Source organism: Kribbella sp. CA-247076, assembly GCF_050942445.1.
Classification (GTDB): domain Bacteria; phylum Actinomycetota; class Actinomycetes; order Propionibacteriales; family Kribbellaceae; genus Kribbella.
The window spans coordinates 2797751-2816134 of the sequence record NZ_CP192051.1 but is presented as its reverse complement, the minus strand read 5'-3'; the positions used below and the strand labels follow the sequence as shown (position 1 = coordinate 2816134).

Genomic DNA, 18384 nt, shown 5'->3' with positions numbered 1-18384 from the left:
AGACTGCTCACCCGCGGACTCGGGAGACTGCTCGCCCGGGGACCCGGGGAGGCGCTCGGCTGGGTCGGGAGCCCGCTCGCAGAGGACCGTGATGATGGGTCGCTCGGAGGTGGGGGGCACGGGTTCGAGGCTAGGAATCGATCCGTAGGATTGTCAACAATCTCTTGTCGACACGGTTCGCCCCGCCGCACACTGAGTCGCATGACGCTCCGGCCGCCCACCTATCCCCTGCCGGCGCCGACGCCTCCGCTGCTGCAGACCGGGATCGGCGTCGTCGCGCCGTACGACTTCGCGCTCGACCGCGAGCTCTGGCGATGGGTCCCGGACGACGTCACGCTCCACCTGACCCGTACGCCGTACGCCCCGCTCGCGGCCACCCTCGAGATGGCGGTCCACATCTCCGATCCGGAGCTGATCGCCCGCGCGACCGCCGACGTACTGCCGGTCGCACCGCTCGCCGTCGCGTACGCCTGTACCTCCGGCAGTTTCGTCGGCGGCCTGTCCGGAGAAGTCGCGCTGGTCGACGCGATGATCGCCGCCGGCGCTCCCGCCGCGGTCACCACGAGCGGCGCGCTCCTCCTGGCTCTGCATCATCTCGGCATCAACCGCGTCGCGACGGTCACGCCGTACACCGACGATCTCACCATCGGCCTGACCAAGTTCCTCGCGGAGGCCGGTGTCGAGGTGGTCTCGACGGCCGGCCTCGGCCTGATCGCTCAGATCTGGACCGTTCCGTACGAAGCCACCGTCGAACTCGTCCGCAGCATCGACACCACGACCGCCGAGGCCGTCTTCATCAGCTGCACCAACCTGCCGACGTACGACATCATCGCCGGGCTCGAGGCAATGATCGGCAAGCCGGTTCTCACCGCCAACCAAGTCACCATGTGGTCGGCCCTCGCCCTCACCGGCCATACGGCGATCGGCCCGGGTCAGCACCTCCTCACCTGACCCAAGCGCAACGTCCACCCCCGGAGGCTAGGCTCCAGCGTATTGTCAACAATCTGCAATCGTACGGAATGAGGTGAGCACATGCCGGACCTGCTAGAGCAGGCGGTCGAGCCGAGCGAGTACGCCGGCCGCCTCGACCGAGTCCGTGCCGCCATGGCCGAGCGCGACCTGGGCGCGCTGATTGTCAGCGATCCGGCGAACCTCTTCTACCTGACTGGGTACGACGCCTGGTCGTTCTACACACCGCAGTGCCTGGTGATCCCCGCCGACCGCGAACCACACTTCTTCGCGCGCGCCATGGACGCGGCCGGGGCGGCGTACACCTGCAATCTGCGCGCCGGGCAGATCCACGGCTACCCGGAGGATCTCGTTCACCGTCCCGACGTACACCCCTACGACTGGATCGCATCCCGCGCTCGCGAACTGATTCCCGCCGGCGGTGACGTGGGCATCGAAGGCGACGCACACTACTTCTCCGCCCGCGCGTACCTTGCCCTCGGCAACGGACTGACAGGCCACCGGCTGGTCGACTCGGCCGAGCTGGTCAACTGGATCAGGCTGGTCAAGTCACCGCACGAGCTCCGCCAACTCAGGATCGCCGGCGCGATCGCCGCCCGGGCGATGCGGGTCGCTCTCGACCAACTCCAACCGGGTCGGCGGCAATGTGACCTGGTCGCCGAGATCCTCGCCGCCCAGGCGACCGGTACGCCGGACCACGGCGGCGACTACCCCGCCATCGTGCCGATGCTTCCGACCGGTGAAGCGGCCGGTACGCCGCATCTCACCTGGACCGATCGCCCGTTCCGGACCGGCGAGGCGACCACGATCGAACTGGCCGGCGTCTTCGGGCGCTATCACGCTCCCCTCGCCCGCACGGTGATGCTCGGCGACGCGCCGCAGCGGCTGCGTGAGACCGCGAAGGTGGTGGCCGACGGCATGCAAGCCACGTTGTCGACAATCCGACCAGGCGTCACCGGTGCTGCGGTTCACGCGGCCTTCAACGACGTGATCGCCGCCCACGGCCTGGTGAAGGACTCGCGGATCGGCTACTCGATCGGCATCGGGTACCCGCCCGACTGGGGCGAGCGCACCGTCAGCCTCCGCCCCGGCGAGACCACCGTCCTGTCGGCCGGGATGGCCTTCCACGTGATCCTCGGGATGTGGATGGACGGCTGGGGATACGAACTGTCCGAGCCCGTGGTGGTCACCGACGACGGTGTGGAGCGCCTGACCGACCTGTCCCACGAACTGACGATCCGGAGGTAGCCCAGTGACGCACGAGGTCCGTGGCAGTGCCGTGAAGTCCCTCCCGTACGCCGACCGCGTCACCGGGCTCGTCGGTTCGGTGATCGACTCCAGCACCTCGCTGCTGCACAAACAGAGCCACGACATCGTGCGATTCGCGATGGGTTCACCAGCGGCCGAAGCAGTCCCGTCGACAATCCTCGCGGGCATCGCCGCCGAGCAGTTGAGTCGCCCGGACGCGTACGACTACGCAGCGACCGAGGGCGACCCACCACTGCACGAAGCACTGCTGGAGGTACTGCGCGGGACGAGCGACGAGACCACCGCCGACCGGCTCACCATCACCGCGGGCGGGATGCAGGGCCTCGACCTGTTCTGCAAGCTGTTCGTCAACCCCGGCGACCTGGTGGTCGTCGAGTCACCGACGTACACGAACGGCAGCGCGACCGCTCTCTCGTACGGCGCTCAGTTGCTCGAGGTCCCGGTCGACGAGGACGGGATGATTGTCGACAATCTCGAGCCGCTGCTCGACGGCCGGCGACCGAAGGCGATCTACACGATCCCGACGTTCCAGAATCCGTCCGGCGCGACGCTTTCGCTGGAGCGGCGGCATCGGCTGCTCGAGCTGGCCCGGTCGTGGGACTCGATGGTGATCGACGACGATCCGTACGGGCTCCTGCGGTTCGCCGGCGATCCGTTGCCGACAATCCGCGAGCTTGCGGCCGGCGACCCGCTGGTGTTCGCCGTACGGACGTTCTCGAAGATCGTCGCGCCCGGGCTGCGGGTCGGCTGGATCGACACGGATCCGGAACTGCAGCCGCTGCTGATCAACGCGAAGCAGGCGATGGACACGTGCACGAACCTGCCGGCGCAGCGACTGCTCGCCGGGTTCCTGCAGGGCGGGCATCTCGAGGATCACCTCGTCACGCAGCGGGCGCAGTACAAGCGCCGCAAGGAAGCGATGCATGCGGCGCTGCAGGAGCACTTCGGTGACATCGGTCGCTGGACGGATCCCGAGGGCGGCTTCTTCCTGTGGGTGACGTTGGAGAACGGCGTCAACACTGCCGAGCTGTTCGAGGTCGCGCTGGCGGAGGGCGTGGCGTTCATCCCGGGTCCCGCGTTCTCTCCGACCGGCCGGTTCGCCGACGCTCTTCGGCTGTGCTTCGCGTCCACTCCACCGGACCGCATCCTCGAAGGGGTCGCCCGACTCCGCCGCGCCGTCGACAAACTGACGTGAGGTGGCTAGACCCGTGATTCGTTGCGATTGAAGATCAGATGATTGTTGACAATCCGACCTAGGCTTCGTGTTCATGACCCCTGACGAGCAGAGCGTCCTCGACCGGATCGACGAAGAGCTGCTGGTGCGGGTCACCCGTGAGCTGGTGCGGGCGACCGGCCAGAACCCGCCCGGCGAAGAGGCCGCGACCGTCGCGGTCCTTGCGGCGACCGCACGTGAGCTCGGGCTCGACGTGGTTACGACGCCGGTTGAGCCTGGACGAGACAACGTGAGCATCACGCTTGCCAGAGGCAACGGTCCGGGTCTGCTGATCCTCGGGCACACGGACGTCGTACCGGTCGGCGACGGCTGGACGACCGACCCGCACGGCGGCACCGTGAAGGACGGCCGCATCTACGGCCGCGGCGCCTCCGACATGAAAGGCGGCCTCGCCGCGGCCCTCGTCGCTTTGGCCGCACTTCGCGACACCAACCTCACCGGGCCGGTCGAACTGGCCGCGGTAGTGGACGAAGAAGAAACCGGCAAAGGCATCCGCGCGTACGTCGCCGAGTCCCAGCGCAGCACCACGAGCCCACCGCCCCCAGCGCCCACCGCAACGTCCAGCACACCGACCGGAGTGGCCGGCGCAGCCACCGCAGAGGGTGACTCGTCAGGTGAGGCCGCCGAACGGCCGACTACGCGCGACCCTGGGCACTTTCTGGGGTGTATCACGGCTGAGCCGACCGACTTGCAGACGATCATCGCGGCGCGCGGAGATTCGTACCTGCGGGTCGCGATCCACGGGCGCGCGTGCCATGCCGGGAACCCGGACGACGGCGCCAACGCGATCTACGGTGCCGCGGCGGTCGTCGCGGAGATCGAACGGTTGCACGCCGAGCTCGCCGCGGATCCGCACCCGCTGCTCGGACCGGCGACCTGGAGCGTTGGGCAGATCAACGGTGGTACGGGCGGCTCGATCGTGCCCGCTGATTGTGTGATTGTCGCCGATCGACGGCTGCTCCCGGGCGAGTCGCCGGCCGCCGTACTCGATGATCTGCGGTCCCGCGTCGCGGCGTTGCGGCTGGAGGATCGCGGGCTGTCGGTCGAGCTCGAGATGCCGATGGAGATGCCGGCGTTCGAGACGGCGGCCGACGCCGACCTCGTACGGATCGTCGAGTCGGCCCGGGTCGATGCCGGAGGCCCCGATGAGCCGCTGGCGGGGTGGACGGCTGCGTGCGACGGAGGGTACGTCGCCCGGGACCTCGGCGTACCCGTCGTCGTGCTCGGCCCGGGCTCCGTCACCACCCAGGCCCACCGCGCCGACGAATCCGTCCCCATCGCCGAGCTCGTCACCGCCGCCCGCGCCTACGCCCTCACCGCCCTCCGCCTCCTCACCTGACCACAGCCCCCGCACCCCCAGCACCAGCCCGCCCAACCACAGCCCCCGCGCCCACGCCCTCACCGCGAGGATCCTCCCTGACCACAGCCCCACGCACCCGCACTCTCACCACCCGGCCCGCCGCCCCCGCACCCACACCCTCACCACCACTCCGCCCGACCACAGCCCCCGCCTACGCCCTCACCGCGCTGCGGCTCCTCACCTGACCAGAGCCCCACGCACCCGTACCACCGGCCCGCCCAACCACGGCCCCCGCGCCTACACCCTCACCACCAGCCCGCCCGACCACGGCCCCGCGCCCTCACGCGAACACAGCCCCCCACGCACCCGCACTCTCACCGCCCGGTCGCGACCCCGCGCCTACACCCTCACCACCAGCCCACCCGACCACAGGCCCCGCGCCCGCGCCCTCAGCGTGCTCGCCTGACCACAGCCCCCCACACGACCACCCCCCACGCCACGCCTCGTCCCGGCGGCTGTCTCGTCGGACCGCCGCCGGGGTCGTGGCGTGGGTCAGCGGGTGGGGAAGAAGTCGGCGTTCTGGACGTACTCCATTCGGCGGGTGAACTCCGGGTCGGCGAGGCGTTCCATCATCTCCTGCTCGGTAGGCTCCTCGATCCGGGTCTGGATCCAGTAGAGGTTGCCGAACGGGTCGCGGACGCGCCCGACCTTGTCACCGAAGAACAGATGCGTCACCTCGGTCACCGACGTACCGCCGGCCGCGACCGCCTGCGCGTGCACGGCCTCCGCATCGTCGACGTACAGCCGGAGGAACGCGGGCGTCGCCGGCCACTCCGGCCGGGAGTCGAACATCATCACGATCGCGTTCCCGACCCGCATCTCCGCGTGCCCGATCCGCCCGTCCGGGCCCACCAGCCGGTCGATCTCCTCGGCGCCGAACGCCCGCGTCAGCCAGTCCATCAACCCGTCGGTGTCGTGCCCGATGATCCACGGCGTCACGGTGGTGTACCCCTCGGGAATCGGCATTCCGGTCTCCTTCGTTCGTTGTCGGTCATGAGTAACGCTAGGAGGAGAACCGGCCAGGTTCTGTCCTCTACTGTGCCCGCTTCACCGCGCGGGCGAGGAGTTCGGCGAGGTGGTGGGCGCGGCGGGCGGTGCCGTGGGCGATCTGGGTGCGGCAACTGAAGCCGTCGGCGAGTACGGCGGTTGCTTCGGGCAATGACCGTACGGCGGGAAGCAGTACGCGCTCGCCGATCGCCTTCGAGACCTCGTAGTGGTCGCGCTCGAAGCCGAAGTTGCCGGCCAGGCCGCAGCAGCCCGAGTCGGGGATCGTGGCGTCGATGCCGGCCGCGTCCATCAGCCGGCGGTCGGCGTCGAAGCCGAGTACGGCGTGCTGGTGGCAGTGGGTCTGAACCAGTGCTTCTCCCCCGACCCGCGGTGGATCCCAGCCTGATTCGACCAGGAACTCCGCGAACGTCCGAATCGCCGCAGCAGCTTTGTCAGCGAGAGGATTGTCGGCAATCAGATCAGGTGCGTCGTGGCGGATGGCCGCCGTACAACTCGGCTCGAGTCCTACGATCGGCGTACCGTCGGCCAGGTACGGCGCCAGGACGTCGAGCGACCGGTTGAGAACACGGCGCGCCTTCGTCAACTGGCCGGTCGAGATCCAGGTCAGTCCGCAGCAGACCCGTTTCGCCGGGACGACGACCTCGAACCCAGCCGCCTCCAGCACCTCGACGGCGGCCCGCCCGATCTCGGGCGCCAGGTAGTCGGTGAACGTATCCGCCCACAACACAACCTTGTTTACGCCGGCAGCAGCCTCACCCGTCCGTCGGTCACGACCAGCCCGCTGCGCGAACCACGTCGTGAAGGTCTGCTCGGCGAAGCGCGGGACCTCGCGCTCGGGCGCGATCCCTCCGAGGCGCTTCGTCAGCCCGAGACGAGCGAACCGATTCGCCAGACCGGGCACCGGTGAGGCGAGCCGCGCCCACAGCGGGAGCCAACCCATCGACCAGTGCGACATCGGCCGCGCCCACGGTCGGCGCGCGTAGTGGTGCTGGGTGAACTCGGCCTTGTACGTCGCCATGTCCACGTTGACCGGACAATCGGACAGACATCCCTTGCAGGACAGGCAAAGGTCGAGCCCGTCGCGTACCTCAGTCGATCGCCATCCGTCCGTGATGAGGTCACCCTGCAGCGTCTCCCAGAGCAGATGCGCGCGGCCGCGGGTCGAGTGCTGCTCCTCGCGAGTCACCTGGTAGCTCGGGCACATCACCCCGCCCGACGTCTGCCGGCACTTGCCGATCCCGACGCACCGCCGCTGCGCCTGGGCGAAGTCGTCGTCGTCCTCCGGGTACGTGAAGATTGTCGACAGTCGACGATCCTTCGCCGGCCCGTCGTGCCGGATGGCCAGATCGAGCGGTGGCGGCCCGACGATCATCCCCGGGTTCATCACCCCTCCCGGGTCCCAGATCCTCTTCAGCTCGGCGAACAATCCGACGCCATCCGCGCCGTACATCCGGCTGAGCAGCTCGCCCCGCGCCCGCCCGTCACCATGCTCGCCCGACACCGAGCCTCCGAGCTCGACGACGAGGTCCGTGGACTGCTCGACGAAATCCCGGTACGTCGCGATGCCCCGCGTACTGAGCAGGTCGAAGTCGATCCGCATGTGCATGCAGCCCTCACCGAAATGCCCGTACGACGCCCCGGACAGGCCGTGCCGCGTCAGCAACTCATCGAGCCCGCGAAGGTAAGCGCCCAGCCGCTCCGGCGGTACGGCGGCGTCCTCCCAACCACCCCACGCCTCGGCACCGTCCGCGCGCCGCGTCGCGAGCCCGGCCGCGTCGGTACGGCACCGCCACAGCACCGCCTGAGCCTTCACGTCCGTCACCAGACTCGCCGTCGCGGGCGAGCCGGAGTCATGCAGTTCGTCGAGCATCGCCTGCGCCGCCCGTGCAGCCAGCACCTCGTCCTCCCCGCCCATTTCCACGAGCAGCCAGGCTCGTCCGGTCGGCAGGCCCGCGCGTACGGCGGCGTCGCGGACCTCGGCCGGCAGTCGCTCGACCAGGTCGACGTTGATGGACTCCATCGTCAGCGGACCGTGCCGCAGCACGATCGGTACACAATCCGCGGAGGTGATCGAGTCCCCGAACCCGAGCACACAAAGGACCTCTGCCTTCGGCAAGGGAGTGAGCGCGACCGTGGCCCGCAGCGTCGTGGCCAGACCGCCCTCGCTGCCCGACAGCAGACCGGCCACGTTGTAGCCGTACTCCGGGAGCAGCCGGTGCAGCGCGTACCCGGAGATCTGCCGCGTGAACCGGCCGAACCGCCGCCGGATCGTCAACTCGTGCCGATCCACGAACGCCTGCAGCGCCCGATGCACCTCCCCCTCCCGCCCACCCCGCCCCACAAACCCCGCCCGCCGATCCGTGAGCTGGGCTCGTCGGTCGGTGAGGGACGTGCCTGGACCATCGCCGGAGTCGAGGGTCAGGCGGGTGCCGTCGGCGAGGAGGACGTCGAGCGCGCGGAGGTTGTCCGCCGTCGTACCCCAAGCGACCGAGTGCGCCCCACACGCGTTGTTGGCAATCATCCCGCCGAGCGTGGCCCGACTGGCCGACGACGGATCCGCACCGAACGCCAACCCATGGGTCTTCGCAGCCGCGAGCAGATCCGTCAGCACGACCCCCGGCTCGACCACCGCCGTCCTGGCAGCCGCGTCGAGGTCGAGGATCCGATTCACGTGCCGGGATGCGTCGACCACCACTCCGCCGATCGCGTTGCCCGCCATCGACGTACCGCCGCCGCGCATCACGACCGGCGCGCCGGCCGCGGCGATCACCTCGACCGCGGTGGCCAGATCCTCCACATCGGCCGGCACGACGACCACATCCGGCACGACCCGGTAGTTGGATCCGTCCGTCGCGTACAGCGCCCGCGCCCCGGCGTCGTCCCCGACCGTCCCGCGCACCTCGCGGCGCAACTCGCCGACCAACCGCGCCACGTCGTACGGGGAAGTCCCGAGGTTCGGTGGGGTTAACATTGTCGACAATCTACCTATTTCGGTGCGGGTCAGCCAGGAGGACGAATGGTCACGGTGGGGCTGCTCTATCCCGGTCACAGCGCGGAGGACGACTACCCGGCACTCGAGGCGCGACTGGACGGGGCGATCAGGCTCCCGGTCGTGATCACTTCCGTCGGCGAGGACGCGCACCGGGTGGACGCCCTGCTCGACCTGGGCCGCGCCGAACGGCTCGCCGCGGGTGCGTCCGAGCTGGCCTCCGTCGAGCCGGACGCGGTGATGTGGGCGTGTACGTCGGGCAGCTTCGTCTTCGGACCCGAGGGCGCCCGCAACCAGGCATCCGGGGTCGCTCAGGCGCTCGGCGTACCGGCGTCGTCGACCTCGCTCGCATTCGTGGACGCCTGCAAGGCTCTCGACGTACGGCGGGTGGCGGTGGCGGCGTCGTACCCGGAAGAGGTCGCGCACCACTTCGTCCGGTTTCTGACCGCCGGCGGCGTCGAGGTGGTCGCGATGGGCAGCCACGGGATCGTCACCGCGGCCGAGGTCGGCACCCTCGAACCGGAGCAGGTGATCGCGATGGTGAAGGCCGCGGACCACCCGGACGCCGAGGCGATCCTGGTCCCGGACACCGCGATGCACACCCTGCAGATTGTCGACGATCTGGAGGCTGCCGCCGGCAAACCGGTGCTCACCGCGAACCAGGTGACGGTCTGGAAGGGACTGCAGTTGATCGGCCCGGTACCGTCACTCTCAGGCTTGGGCCGATTGTTTTCAGCAAGGGGGACACACGCGTGACCAATTACATCGAGCCGTTGGCGCAGGAGTCGACGCCGAGCATCATCGCCGACAAACTGCGCAAGGCGATCAGCCACGGCGAGCTCAAGCCCGGCGAACAACTCGGCGAGGCGGAGCTGGCCCGCAAGCTCGGCGTCAGCCGCGGCCCGCTCCGGGAGGGGATGCAGCGGCTGACGCAGGAAGGCCTGCTGGTCTCGATCCGGAACCGCGGCCTGTTCGTCATCGACATGACGCCCGAGGACGTCCGGGACATGTATCTGGCGCGGGAGGCGATCGAGCGCGCCGCTGCCCGGCGGATCATCGACGGCGACCACGAGGCGGCCGGCAAGGAACTGCTCGCGATCGTCGACGAGATGGCCGCCGCCGAGGGGGACCCGGCCGCGGTCGGTGAGCTCGACATCGCCTTCCACGAGCGGCTGGTCAAGCTCGCGGCGAGTCCCCGGCTGTCGCGGATGCACCAGACGTACATCACCGAGACCCGCATGTGCATCCACGCGCTCGAGGAAACCTACACCGTCTCCGAGGCCCGCGTCGTCGAACACCGAACCCTGGCCGAAGCCATCGCCGCCGGCGACCACCTGCACGCCGACGACCTCCTCATGGCCCACATGGACGACGCCATCACCCGCCTGACCAACCGCTGACATCCGGCCCAGGGGTACGGCGCCAGCCGCACGCGGTCACGCCCGCGGCCCACCCTCGGCGCGGCTACGGCATCGCTATGCCGATGTACTTCGTTTCCAGGTACTCGTCGATGCCCAGTGCGCCGCCCTCGCGGCCCAACCCGGACTGCTTGACCCCGCCGAACGGGGCGGCCGGGTTGGAGACGATGCCCTGGTTGAGGCCGACCATGCCGGTCTCGAGTGACTCGGCAACGCGGAGAGCCCGGCGCAGGTCGTTGGTGAACACGTAGGCGACCAATCCCCACTCGGTGTCGTTCGCGGCCGCGACGACCTCCTCCTCGGTCTCGAACGGCGTCAGCGGGGCGACCGGCCCGAAGATCTCCTGATCAGCCATCGCCGCGTCCCGCGGTACACCGGTGAGCACCGTCGGCGGATAGAAGTACCCGTTGCCGCCAGCAACCTCTCCCCCGGTGAGCACCGTGGCGCCGCGCTCGACCGCGTCGGCCACCAGCGACCGGACCTTGTCCAGCCCGGCCTCGTCGATCAGCGGACCCACGTTGACCCCCGGCTCGGTCCCGCGGCCGACCGTGAGCGCCGACATCTTCGCCGCCAACCGCCGGCCGAACTCGTCGATTGTCGACGAATGGACGAACAGACGGTTGGCCGCCGTACATGCCTCGCCCATGTTGCGCATCTTGGCCGCGATCGCGCCGTCGACCGCCTCGTCCAGGTCGGCGTCCTCGAACACGATGAACGGCGCGTTCCCACCGAGCTCGAGCGACGTCCGCAGTACCTTCTCCGCGCACTGCTCGAGCAGGATCCGGCCGACGCGAGTGGAGCCGGTGAACGACAGCTTGCGGGCCAGCCCGGAGCGGATCAGCGGCTCCATCACCCCGCCCGCGTCCATCGCGGTGACGCAGTTGACCGCGCCCGCGGGTACGCCGGCCTCCGCGAGGATGTCCATCAGCGCGAGCATCGACAGCGGTGTCTGGTGAGCGGGTTTGATCACGCTCGTGCAGCCGGCCGCGATCGCGGGGCCCAGCTTGCGGGTGCCCATCGCCATCGGGAAGTTCCACGGCGTGATCAGGAGGCAGGGACCGACCGGCTGCTTCGCGATCAGGAAGCGCGCGTTCCCGGCCGGCGCGGTCTGGTACCCGCCATCGATCCGGACCGCCTCACCCGCGAAGTGCCGGAAGAACTCGGCCGCGTACGCGATCTCGCCGCGCGCCTCAGCCAGCGGCTTGCCCATCTCGAGCGTCATCAGCAGCGCGAGATCGTCGACCCGCTCGAGCAGCAGCTCGTACGCCGCAGTCAGCATGTCGGCCCGTTCCCGCGGCGACGTCTTCGCGAAGGCGGGCTGGGCAGCAACCGCAGCGTCCAGGGCCGCCCGGCCGTCGGCGGGCGAAGCATCAGCGACAGAGCAGAGCTTCGCACCCGTCGCCGGATCCAGTACGTCGAACGTCCTGCCACCCGATGCGTCGACCCACCGACCCCCGACGTACAACCGCTTCTCGACCGCGCCGACCACCTTGGCCTCAACGGCGTCAACAACCTCGGCCTCGACCGCCTCGACCACCTTGGTTTCGACGGCGTCGACCACGTTGGTTTCGACGGCGTCGACGACCATGTTCTCGGCCGCGCCGGACGGCGACCGCTCGGCGCTCGGCCTCGTGTTCTCGGCCGCGCTGGACGGCGACCGCTCGGCGCCCGCCCTGGTGTTCTCGGCCGCGTTGAGCGCCGCACGCTCTCCGCGCGCCCTCGTCTGATCGGCGCCGGGCCCTCGGTCTGCGGTCATGAGCGGCCTCCATTGACAGTCCGGGTGCCTGAGATACGCTGATTGTCGACAATCTACCAGTTGACAAAGGGGACCGCCGTGGCCGAGCTGTCGCAGATCCTGAAGCAGGCAACCGGAGTTGTCGCCGCCCGCGGTGAGGGTGTCCAACTGTTCGACGAGAACGATCGGCGGTACCTGGACTTCACGGCCGGCATCGGGGTCACGTCCACCGGGCACTGCCATCCGCGGGTGGTCGCGGCGGCTCAGGAACAGGTCGGCAAGATCATCCACGCGCAGTACACGACGGTGATGCACCGGCCGCTGCTCGACCTGGTGGACCGGCTGGGCGACGTACTCCCGCAGCAGCTCGACCGGATGTTCTTCGCGAACTCCGGCAGCGAGGCGGTCGAGGCCGCGCTTCGCCTCAGCCGGCAGGCGACCGGGCGGCCGAACGTGATCGTGTTCCACGGCGGGTTCCACGGCCGGACGGTGGCGGCGGCCTCGATGACGACCTCGGGCACCAAGTTCCGGTCCGGGTTCAGTCCGCTGATGGCCGGCGTCCACGTGTCGCCGTTCCCCGACCCCGGGCACTTCGGCTGGCCGGTCGAGCAGGCGACCGACTTCGCGTTGAGTCAGCTGGACTACGTGTTGCAGACCTTGAGCACGCCGGCCGAGACCGCGGCGTTCGTGGTCGAGCCGGTGCTGGGCGAGGGCGGGTACGTGCCGGCGAACGAGCGATTCTTCGCCGGGCTCCGGGAACGCGCCGACGAGTGCGGGATCCTGCTGGTTGTCGACGAAGTACAGACCGGCTTCGGCCGGACCGGGAAGTTCTGGGGCGGCGACCACTTCGGTTCGCGTCCGGACATCCTGATCACGGCGAAGGGGCTCGCGTCCGGGTTCCCGTTGTCGGGGATCGCCGCGTCGTCGGCGCTGATGGAGAAGGCGTGGCCGGGCTCGCAGGGCGGGACGTACGGCGCCAACGCGGTCGCTTGTGCGGCGGCGCTGGCGACGCTGGACGTGATCGAGGACGAAGGGCTGGTGCAGAACTCGGCGGAACGCGGAGCGCAACTCAAGCAGGCGCTCCAACTCGTCGCGGACAAGCACGAGCAAATCACCGACGTCCGTGGGCTCGGGTTGATGATCGGCAACGAGTTCCGCGACGCCGACGGCAAGCCCGACCCGATCACCGCGGCCGCCGTACAGCAGGAGGCAGCGAGGAGGGGTCTTCTGCTGTTGACGTGCGGCGCGTGGAGTCAGGTCGTCCGCTTCATCCCGGCGCTGGTGGTGAGCCCGGACGAGATCGACGAGGCCGCCTCCATCTGGTCGGACGCCGTCACCGCGATCACGTCCTGACCCATTCCGGAGACGTCCGGACATGCACGTCCGTCGGCCGCCCGGACGAGCGACTTCAGACCGTCGGCACCCGCGCTTTCCTGCGGTTCGGGCGTGGCGTCACGGCGGGCGTTGACTCTGACACTGTGTCAGGTCGTAGACCGGCGGCATGACAGAGACAGCAACGGAGATTGCCGCCGGCATCCGCGCGGGAAAGGTGTCATCTCGCGAGGTGACCGAGCAGATGCTCGCGCGAATCGCGGCAGACGCCGACGTGAACGCGGTGGTCGAGACCCGACCGGAGTTCGCCCTGCGGATGGCGGCCGACGCCGACCAAGCAGTCGCGACGGGCCGCGAACTCGGGCCGCTACACGGCGTACCGATGACAGTGAAGGAGTCCTTCGCCGTCGCCGGCATGCACACGGCGTGGGGCGATCCGGCGTTCGCGGAGTACGTCGCCGACTGGAACGCGACCGTGGTCGAACGCCTGAGCCGCGCCGGCGCGATCATCGTCGGCAAGAGCAATGTCCACACGATGCTCGCGGACTTCGGACAGACCGCGAACGAGCTCCACGGCCGGACGAACAATCCCGCAGACCTCACGCGCACCCCGGGAGGCTCGAGCGGAGGCGGGGCGGCCGCGCTGGCCGCTGGTCTCACCTACCTGGAGTACGGGTCGGACCTGGTCGGGTCGATCAGGCTGCCGGCGGCGTACTGCGGTGTGTACGGGCTGAAGCCCACCAACGGGCTGGTGCCGCTGCACGGCTTCCAGCTGCCGGGACCGCCCGTACCGCCGACCGAGCTGCCGATGTTGTCGACAATCGGACCACTTGCCCGGTCGGCTGCGGATCTGCGGACCGCGTTAACGGTCACCGGTGGTCCAGCGGCGCCGCCGTACTCATGGCGATTGCACCAGCCGCGGCATGACCGGTTGGCCGACTTCCGGGTGGGCGTCGTACTGGATCACTCTGACGCGGCGGTGTCGAGCGAGGTGGGTACGGCGTTGTCGGAGACGGTCGACCGTCTCGGTCGGAGTGGGGCGAAGATCGTCGAAGGATGGCCGGCGGGTGTCGACCCTTCGGAACAGGCTGAGGCCTTCGGGTTCCAGATCGGGTTGTTCTTCGCGCTGCAAGGTGAGAATGCGGACTTCGCGAGTCTCGGGGAGGTGGTCGCGCAGGAACGGCGGCGGATGGCTCAGCGGATGATCTGGCAGCGGTACTTCGAGGATGTCGACGTCTTCCTCTGTCCGACGAGCTTCACGACTGCGTTTCCGCACGATGACCGGCCGTTCGGCGATCGGAGGATTACGACGTCGTACGGCGAGCAACACTACGATGCGCAGGTCTTCTGGATCGCTCACGCGTCACTCACCGGACTTCCCGCACTCAGCATGCCGATCGGGTCGACACCCGCCGGTCTCCCCGTGGGCGCCCAGGTGATCGGCCCCTGGCACGAGGACGACACCCCGATAACCTTTGCGGAGCTTCTCGCATCAGAACTGAGATGAAGCCCGTCAACGGGGATCGGCCGCCCCTTGGCGCCCGGGTAGTTGTCCTGGACGAGCGCGGCACGTTCACCATCACCGGCGCCGGCGACCGATTCAAAGACGGCAGCCCTCACCCACCACCCACGCAGTGGCGATGATCTGGACCGGAGACGGTGTAGCCGAGCGGTGATGGGATGGCGATCGACTCGCCGGAGCCAGCCGCGCCGCCGCCGACGGCGCCGACACGGTCGGCGTGCTGGAGGTGCAGGGTGATCTCGCGTTGGCGCGCGCCAAGGCCAGGTCTGGTGGTTGACTCGAGGTGGATGGGAGGTCGGGATTGTTCGCGATCGGGGACTTTGCCAGGCACGGGCGGGTGTCGGTGCGGATGTTGCGGCACTACGACGCGATCGGATTGTTGCGGCCGGCCCACGTGGATCCGGCGACCGGGTACCGCAGTTACGACGCGGGGCAGTTCGCGGAGCTCAACCGGATCGTTGCGCTGAAGGATCTCGGGTTCTCGCTCGAGCAGGTGCGGACGATGATCGCCGACGAGGTCAGCCCGGTAGAGCTGCGCGCATTGTTGACAATCCGCCGCGCGGAACTCGAGTCTACCGTCGCCGAGAGCGTTGCCCGGCTGGCCCAGGTCGAGGCACGTCTCCGCGGCATCGAGGGTGAGCCACCGACTGTCGACGTCGTGATCAAACAGCTCCCCGCCGCACGCCTGGTAGGGCTGACCGGCACCGCCGCGAGCTCCACGCCCGAGGACATCGGTCCCGTCGTCCGTCCCCTGTGCGCCGAGCTCGGTCGGCGGCTTCCCGGGGCCGCTGTATATCCAGCCGGCCGACTGACCTGTCTGTACGAGCGATCGGAGCGGTCCGAGGACGAAGCCGTCGTCCACGCGACCGTTCCGGCATCGATCGATGCCGAGGGCAACCTCAACGGCCTCGAGGTGATCGACCTGCCCGCCGTGCGAGCCGCAACGCTCGTACACCGCGGGCCGATCGACCAGGTGCTCCCCGCGTGGCAGGCGCTCGCTCGCTGGATCGACGACAACAACTATCGGTCCGGCGAACCTGCGCGGGAGCTCTACCTCGACTGCCCGGACGACCCAGGCCATTGGGTGACCGAATTGCAGGAGCCCATCGCTTGATCGCGACGGGCTCCTGATCCGCTGAGCTCCTCCAGTGGATGCCGGGCGACGGCGTTCAGGCCTTGGCCGGCTCCAATGCCACTGGCGGCAAGGCCTCGTCGGTGCCTGGGATCGCGGTGCCGTTGAGCGGACAGCGTGTCGTTTCCGGGACCTTGAAGAGAGCGATCGCGCCGATGACGCAGGCGGCCATCATGTAGTACGCCGGCATCAGCGCGTTGCCGGTCTCGGCCGTGAGCCAGTCGTTGACCGCGGGCGCCGTACCGCCGAACAACGAGGTCGACACGTTGTAGGCGATCGCGAAACCGGCGTACCGGACGTGGGTCGGGAACATCGCCGGGAAGGTGGCCGAGATCGTCGCCAGCTGCGGCACGTACAGCAGGCCGAGTACGGCGAACCCGACGATCGCGCCGACCAGGTTCGTCCCCATCAGGAGGAACATCGGCGCGCCGAACACGAACAGTCCGGCCAGCGAGAACCACCACAGTGGCTTGCGGCCGACGCGGTCCGAGATCCGGCCGGCGAACGGCAGGAACACCATCATTGTCAACATTCCGATGATCGGCACGATCAGCGACTCGTCGGAGCTGAGGCCGATCTCGCTCTCCAGGTACGTCGGCATGTACGTGAGCAGGGTGTAGTTGACGACGTTCAGCGCGACGACCAGACCGCCGAGCTGCAGGATCGGCTTCCAGTAGCCGGCCAGCAGATCCTTGAACTGGGTCTTCGTCTCCTCTTCCTTCTGACCCTTCTCCTCGAGCTCACGGAACACCGGGGTGTCCTCGAGCCGGGACCGGAGGTAGACGCCGACCAGGCCGAGCGGCGCGGCGACCAGGAACGGCAGCCGCCAGCCCCACGAGTGCATCGCGTCGTCGCCGAGCACGAGCGAGAAGCCGAGCATCAGCAGCGCACCGAGCGAGAAGCCGGCCAGCGTGCCGAACTCCAGGAAGCTGCCGAGGAATCCACGCCGGCGACTCGGCGCGTACTCCGCCATGAACGTCGCGGCACCGCCGTACTCCCCGCCGGTCGAGAAGCCCTGGATCATCCGGAGCAGCACCAGCAGGATCGGCGCCCACAACCCGATCGCGTCGTACGTCGGGACGAGGCCGACGCACAGGGTCGCGCCGGACATCAACAGGATCGTGATCGCCAGGACGTGCTTGCGCCCGAGGCGGTCGCCGAGCGGACCCCAGATCAGCCCGCCGAGCGGCCGGACCAGGAACGACACGGCGAACGTCATCAGCGCGAGCAGGGTCGCCTCTTCGGTGTCGCCCGGGAAGATCGCGGCCGAGATGTAGGTCACGCCGTAGGCGTAGATGCCGTAGTCGAACCACTCGGTCGCGTTGCCGATGGCCGAGGCGGAGATCGCCTTCTTCAGCACCCCGGGGGGCGGTTCGTTCTCGACCGACGGCTTCCTGCTAACCGGCGGCTGACTCTCGGCGTCCACGGGGTCCTCCTGTCGTCACACGACCTGCACCCGGGTGCCCGGAAGTCGCTTCGAGCACTCGCCTACGCGTTCTGCGAACGTGCCCGCCTCACAGCGCGAGACGCACCCGGACCGCCGGTCGTAGTTTTGTTGACAATCCGAAGGTTAACCATGTGCATTCGTGAACAGCAAGCACCCACCGCCGGTAAGCCCCCCACAACCGTTGGTCACAATCGCCGTGAGGCCCGGCCCTGGGACGTTGAGGCTGAGGCTGGGGCTTGGGGCTGGGGTCGGGCTGCGGCTCGGGCCTGGACTGGGGATCGGACCAGCGCCCACCGGCACGCGAGCCGTGCCGCCTCTGGTGCGGCTGGGCGAGTGCGAGGGCTGTGTGCGGGCATGCGAAAGCCCCGCTCCTCGGGCCCGGATGGGGTGAGGAGCGGGGCTTTCGGTGGATCAGTTGAACGAGTCGCCGCAGGCGCAGGAGCCGGTGGCGTTCGGGTTGTCGATCGTGAAGCCCTGCTTCTCGATGGTGTCGACGAAGTCGATCGAGGCGCCCTTCAGGTACGGCGCGCTCATCCGGTCGGTCACGACGTTGACGCCGTTGAAGTCGGCCACCACGTCACCGTCGAGCTGGCGCTCGTCGAAGAACAGCTGGTACCGCAGCCCGGAGCAACCACCCGGCTGTACGGCGACCCGCAGCGCGAGGTCGTCGCGGCCTTCCTGCTCGAGCAGCGCCTTCACCTTGGCGGCGGCCCCGTCGGTGAGGATCACACCAGTGGCGACGGCCTGCTCGGTCTGCGCTTCAGTCATTCCTGACTCCAGTCATCTCGTGAGCGCCCGGCTGCTGGTGGGCAGGCAGCCGCGCGCGGAAAGTCCGCTGTCATTCCGGGCCAACAACCGCCGATCCGGAACCATTCCCATGGTCGCACACCAATTTCCCGGATCAACTACCTACCTCGCTGACCGGACACGCCCCAAGCCCACGAGCCAGCCCGCGACCTGTACGGATCC

The 18384-nt window shown here is 69.0% G+C and carries 14 protein-coding genes; 9 read left to right on the top strand and 5 right to left on the bottom strand.

Annotated features, from left to right (window positions below; genetic code table 11):
- The first annotated feature begins 201 nt into the window (after window positions 1–201).
- From ACQPYZ_RS13415 to ACQPYZ_RS13400, 4 genes are all read left to right on the top strand, one after another.
- The gene (locus tag ACQPYZ_RS13415) at window positions 202–951 is read left to right on the top strand and encodes a maleate cis-trans isomerase family protein (protein WP_433167945.1); all 750 of its coding nucleotides are present in this window, start codon (window positions 202–204) and stop codon (window positions 949–951) included.
- Window positions 952–1032: 81 nt separating this feature from the next.
- Window positions 1033–2217 (top strand): M24 family metallopeptidase, encoded by a 1185-nt coding sequence (locus ACQPYZ_RS13410; RefSeq protein WP_433167942.1) that lies wholly within the window; start codon window positions 1033–1035, stop codon window positions 2215–2217.
- Window positions 2218–2221: 4 nt separating this feature from the next.
- Window positions 2222–3433, top strand: a complete 1212-nt coding sequence (locus ACQPYZ_RS13405; RefSeq protein WP_433167940.1) for a PLP-dependent aminotransferase family protein — start codon at window positions 2222–2224, stop codon at window positions 3431–3433.
- 73 nt (window positions 3434–3506) lie between these two features.
- The gene (locus tag ACQPYZ_RS13400) at window positions 3507–4811 is read left to right on the top strand and encodes a M20 family metallopeptidase (RefSeq protein WP_433167939.1); all 1305 of its coding nucleotides are present in this window, start codon (window positions 3507–3509) and stop codon (window positions 4809–4811) included.
- Window positions 4812–5324: 513 nt separating this feature from the next.
- Here the strand turns inward: ACQPYZ_RS13400 and ACQPYZ_RS13395 are convergent.
- Together ACQPYZ_RS13395 and ACQPYZ_RS13390 are read right to left on the bottom strand one after the other, a co-directional pair.
- Window positions 5325–5798, bottom strand: a complete 474-nt coding sequence (locus ACQPYZ_RS13395; protein WP_433167937.1) for a VOC family protein — start codon at window positions 5796–5798, stop codon at window positions 5325–5327.
- Between the two features lie 67 nt (window positions 5799–5865).
- Window positions 5866–8811: an FAD-binding and (Fe-S)-binding domain-containing protein gene (locus tag ACQPYZ_RS13390; protein ID WP_433167935.1), complete on the bottom strand. Its 2946-nt coding sequence runs from the start codon at window positions 8809–8811 to the stop codon at window positions 5866–5868.
- Window positions 8812–8856: 45 nt separating this feature from the next.
- On the opposite strand from ACQPYZ_RS13390, the gene ACQPYZ_RS13385 reads away from it, so the two are divergent.
- The gene (locus tag ACQPYZ_RS13385; RefSeq protein ID WP_433167934.1) at window positions 8857–9585 is read left to right on the top strand and encodes a maleate cis-trans isomerase family protein; all 729 of its coding nucleotides are present in this window, start codon (window positions 8857–8859) and stop codon (window positions 9583–9585) included.
- Window positions 9582–10229: a GntR family transcriptional regulator gene (locus ACQPYZ_RS13380; RefSeq protein WP_433167932.1), complete on the top strand. Its 648-nt coding sequence runs from the start codon at window positions 9582–9584 to the stop codon at window positions 10227–10229. The genes ACQPYZ_RS13385 and ACQPYZ_RS13380 overlap by 4 nt, the downstream gene beginning before the upstream one ends.
- A 64-nt stretch (window positions 10230–10293) precedes the next feature.
- On the opposite strand, the gene ACQPYZ_RS13375 is transcribed toward ACQPYZ_RS13380, so the two are convergent.
- Window positions 10294–12003, bottom strand: coding sequence for an NAD-dependent succinate-semialdehyde dehydrogenase (locus ACQPYZ_RS13375; RefSeq protein WP_433167930.1), 1710 nt, complete (start codon window positions 12001–12003; stop codon window positions 10294–10296).
- A gap of 60 nt (window positions 12004–12063) precedes the next feature.
- Between ACQPYZ_RS13375 and ACQPYZ_RS13370 the strand changes: the two genes are divergently transcribed.
- The 3 genes from ACQPYZ_RS13370 to ACQPYZ_RS13360 all read left to right on the top strand — a co-directional run bounded on the left by ACQPYZ_RS13370 (window position 12064) and on the right by ACQPYZ_RS13360 (window position 15950).
- Window positions 12064–13335 (top strand): aspartate aminotransferase family protein, encoded by a 1272-nt coding sequence (locus tag ACQPYZ_RS13370; protein ID WP_433167928.1) that lies wholly within the window; start codon window positions 12064–12066, stop codon window positions 13333–13335.
- 148 nt (window positions 13336–13483) lie between these two features.
- On the top strand, window positions 13484–14821 hold the full coding sequence (locus ACQPYZ_RS13365; RefSeq protein WP_433167926.1) for an amidase family protein: 1338 nt from the start codon (window positions 13484–13486) through the stop codon (window positions 14819–14821).
- Window positions 14822–15119: 298 nt separating this feature from the next.
- A complete protein-coding gene (locus ACQPYZ_RS13360) occupies window positions 15120–15950 on the top strand; it encodes a MerR family transcriptional regulator (protein ID WP_433167924.1) in 831 nt (276 codons plus the stop codon).
- Between the two features lie 55 nt (window positions 15951–16005).
- Here ACQPYZ_RS13360 and ACQPYZ_RS13355 read toward each other — a convergent pair whose 3' ends face one another.
- Both ACQPYZ_RS13355 and erpA read right to left on the bottom strand, forming a co-directional pair.
- Window positions 16006–17394, bottom strand: a complete 1389-nt coding sequence (locus ACQPYZ_RS13355; RefSeq protein WP_433167922.1) for an MFS transporter — start codon at window positions 17392–17394, stop codon at window positions 16006–16008.
- Between the two features lie 432 nt (window positions 17395–17826).
- Window positions 17827–18183 (bottom strand): iron-sulfur cluster insertion protein ErpA, encoded by a 357-nt coding sequence (gene erpA, locus ACQPYZ_RS13350; protein WP_433167920.1) that lies wholly within the window; start codon window positions 18181–18183, stop codon window positions 17827–17829.
- Window positions 18184–18384: the final 201 nt, after the last annotated feature.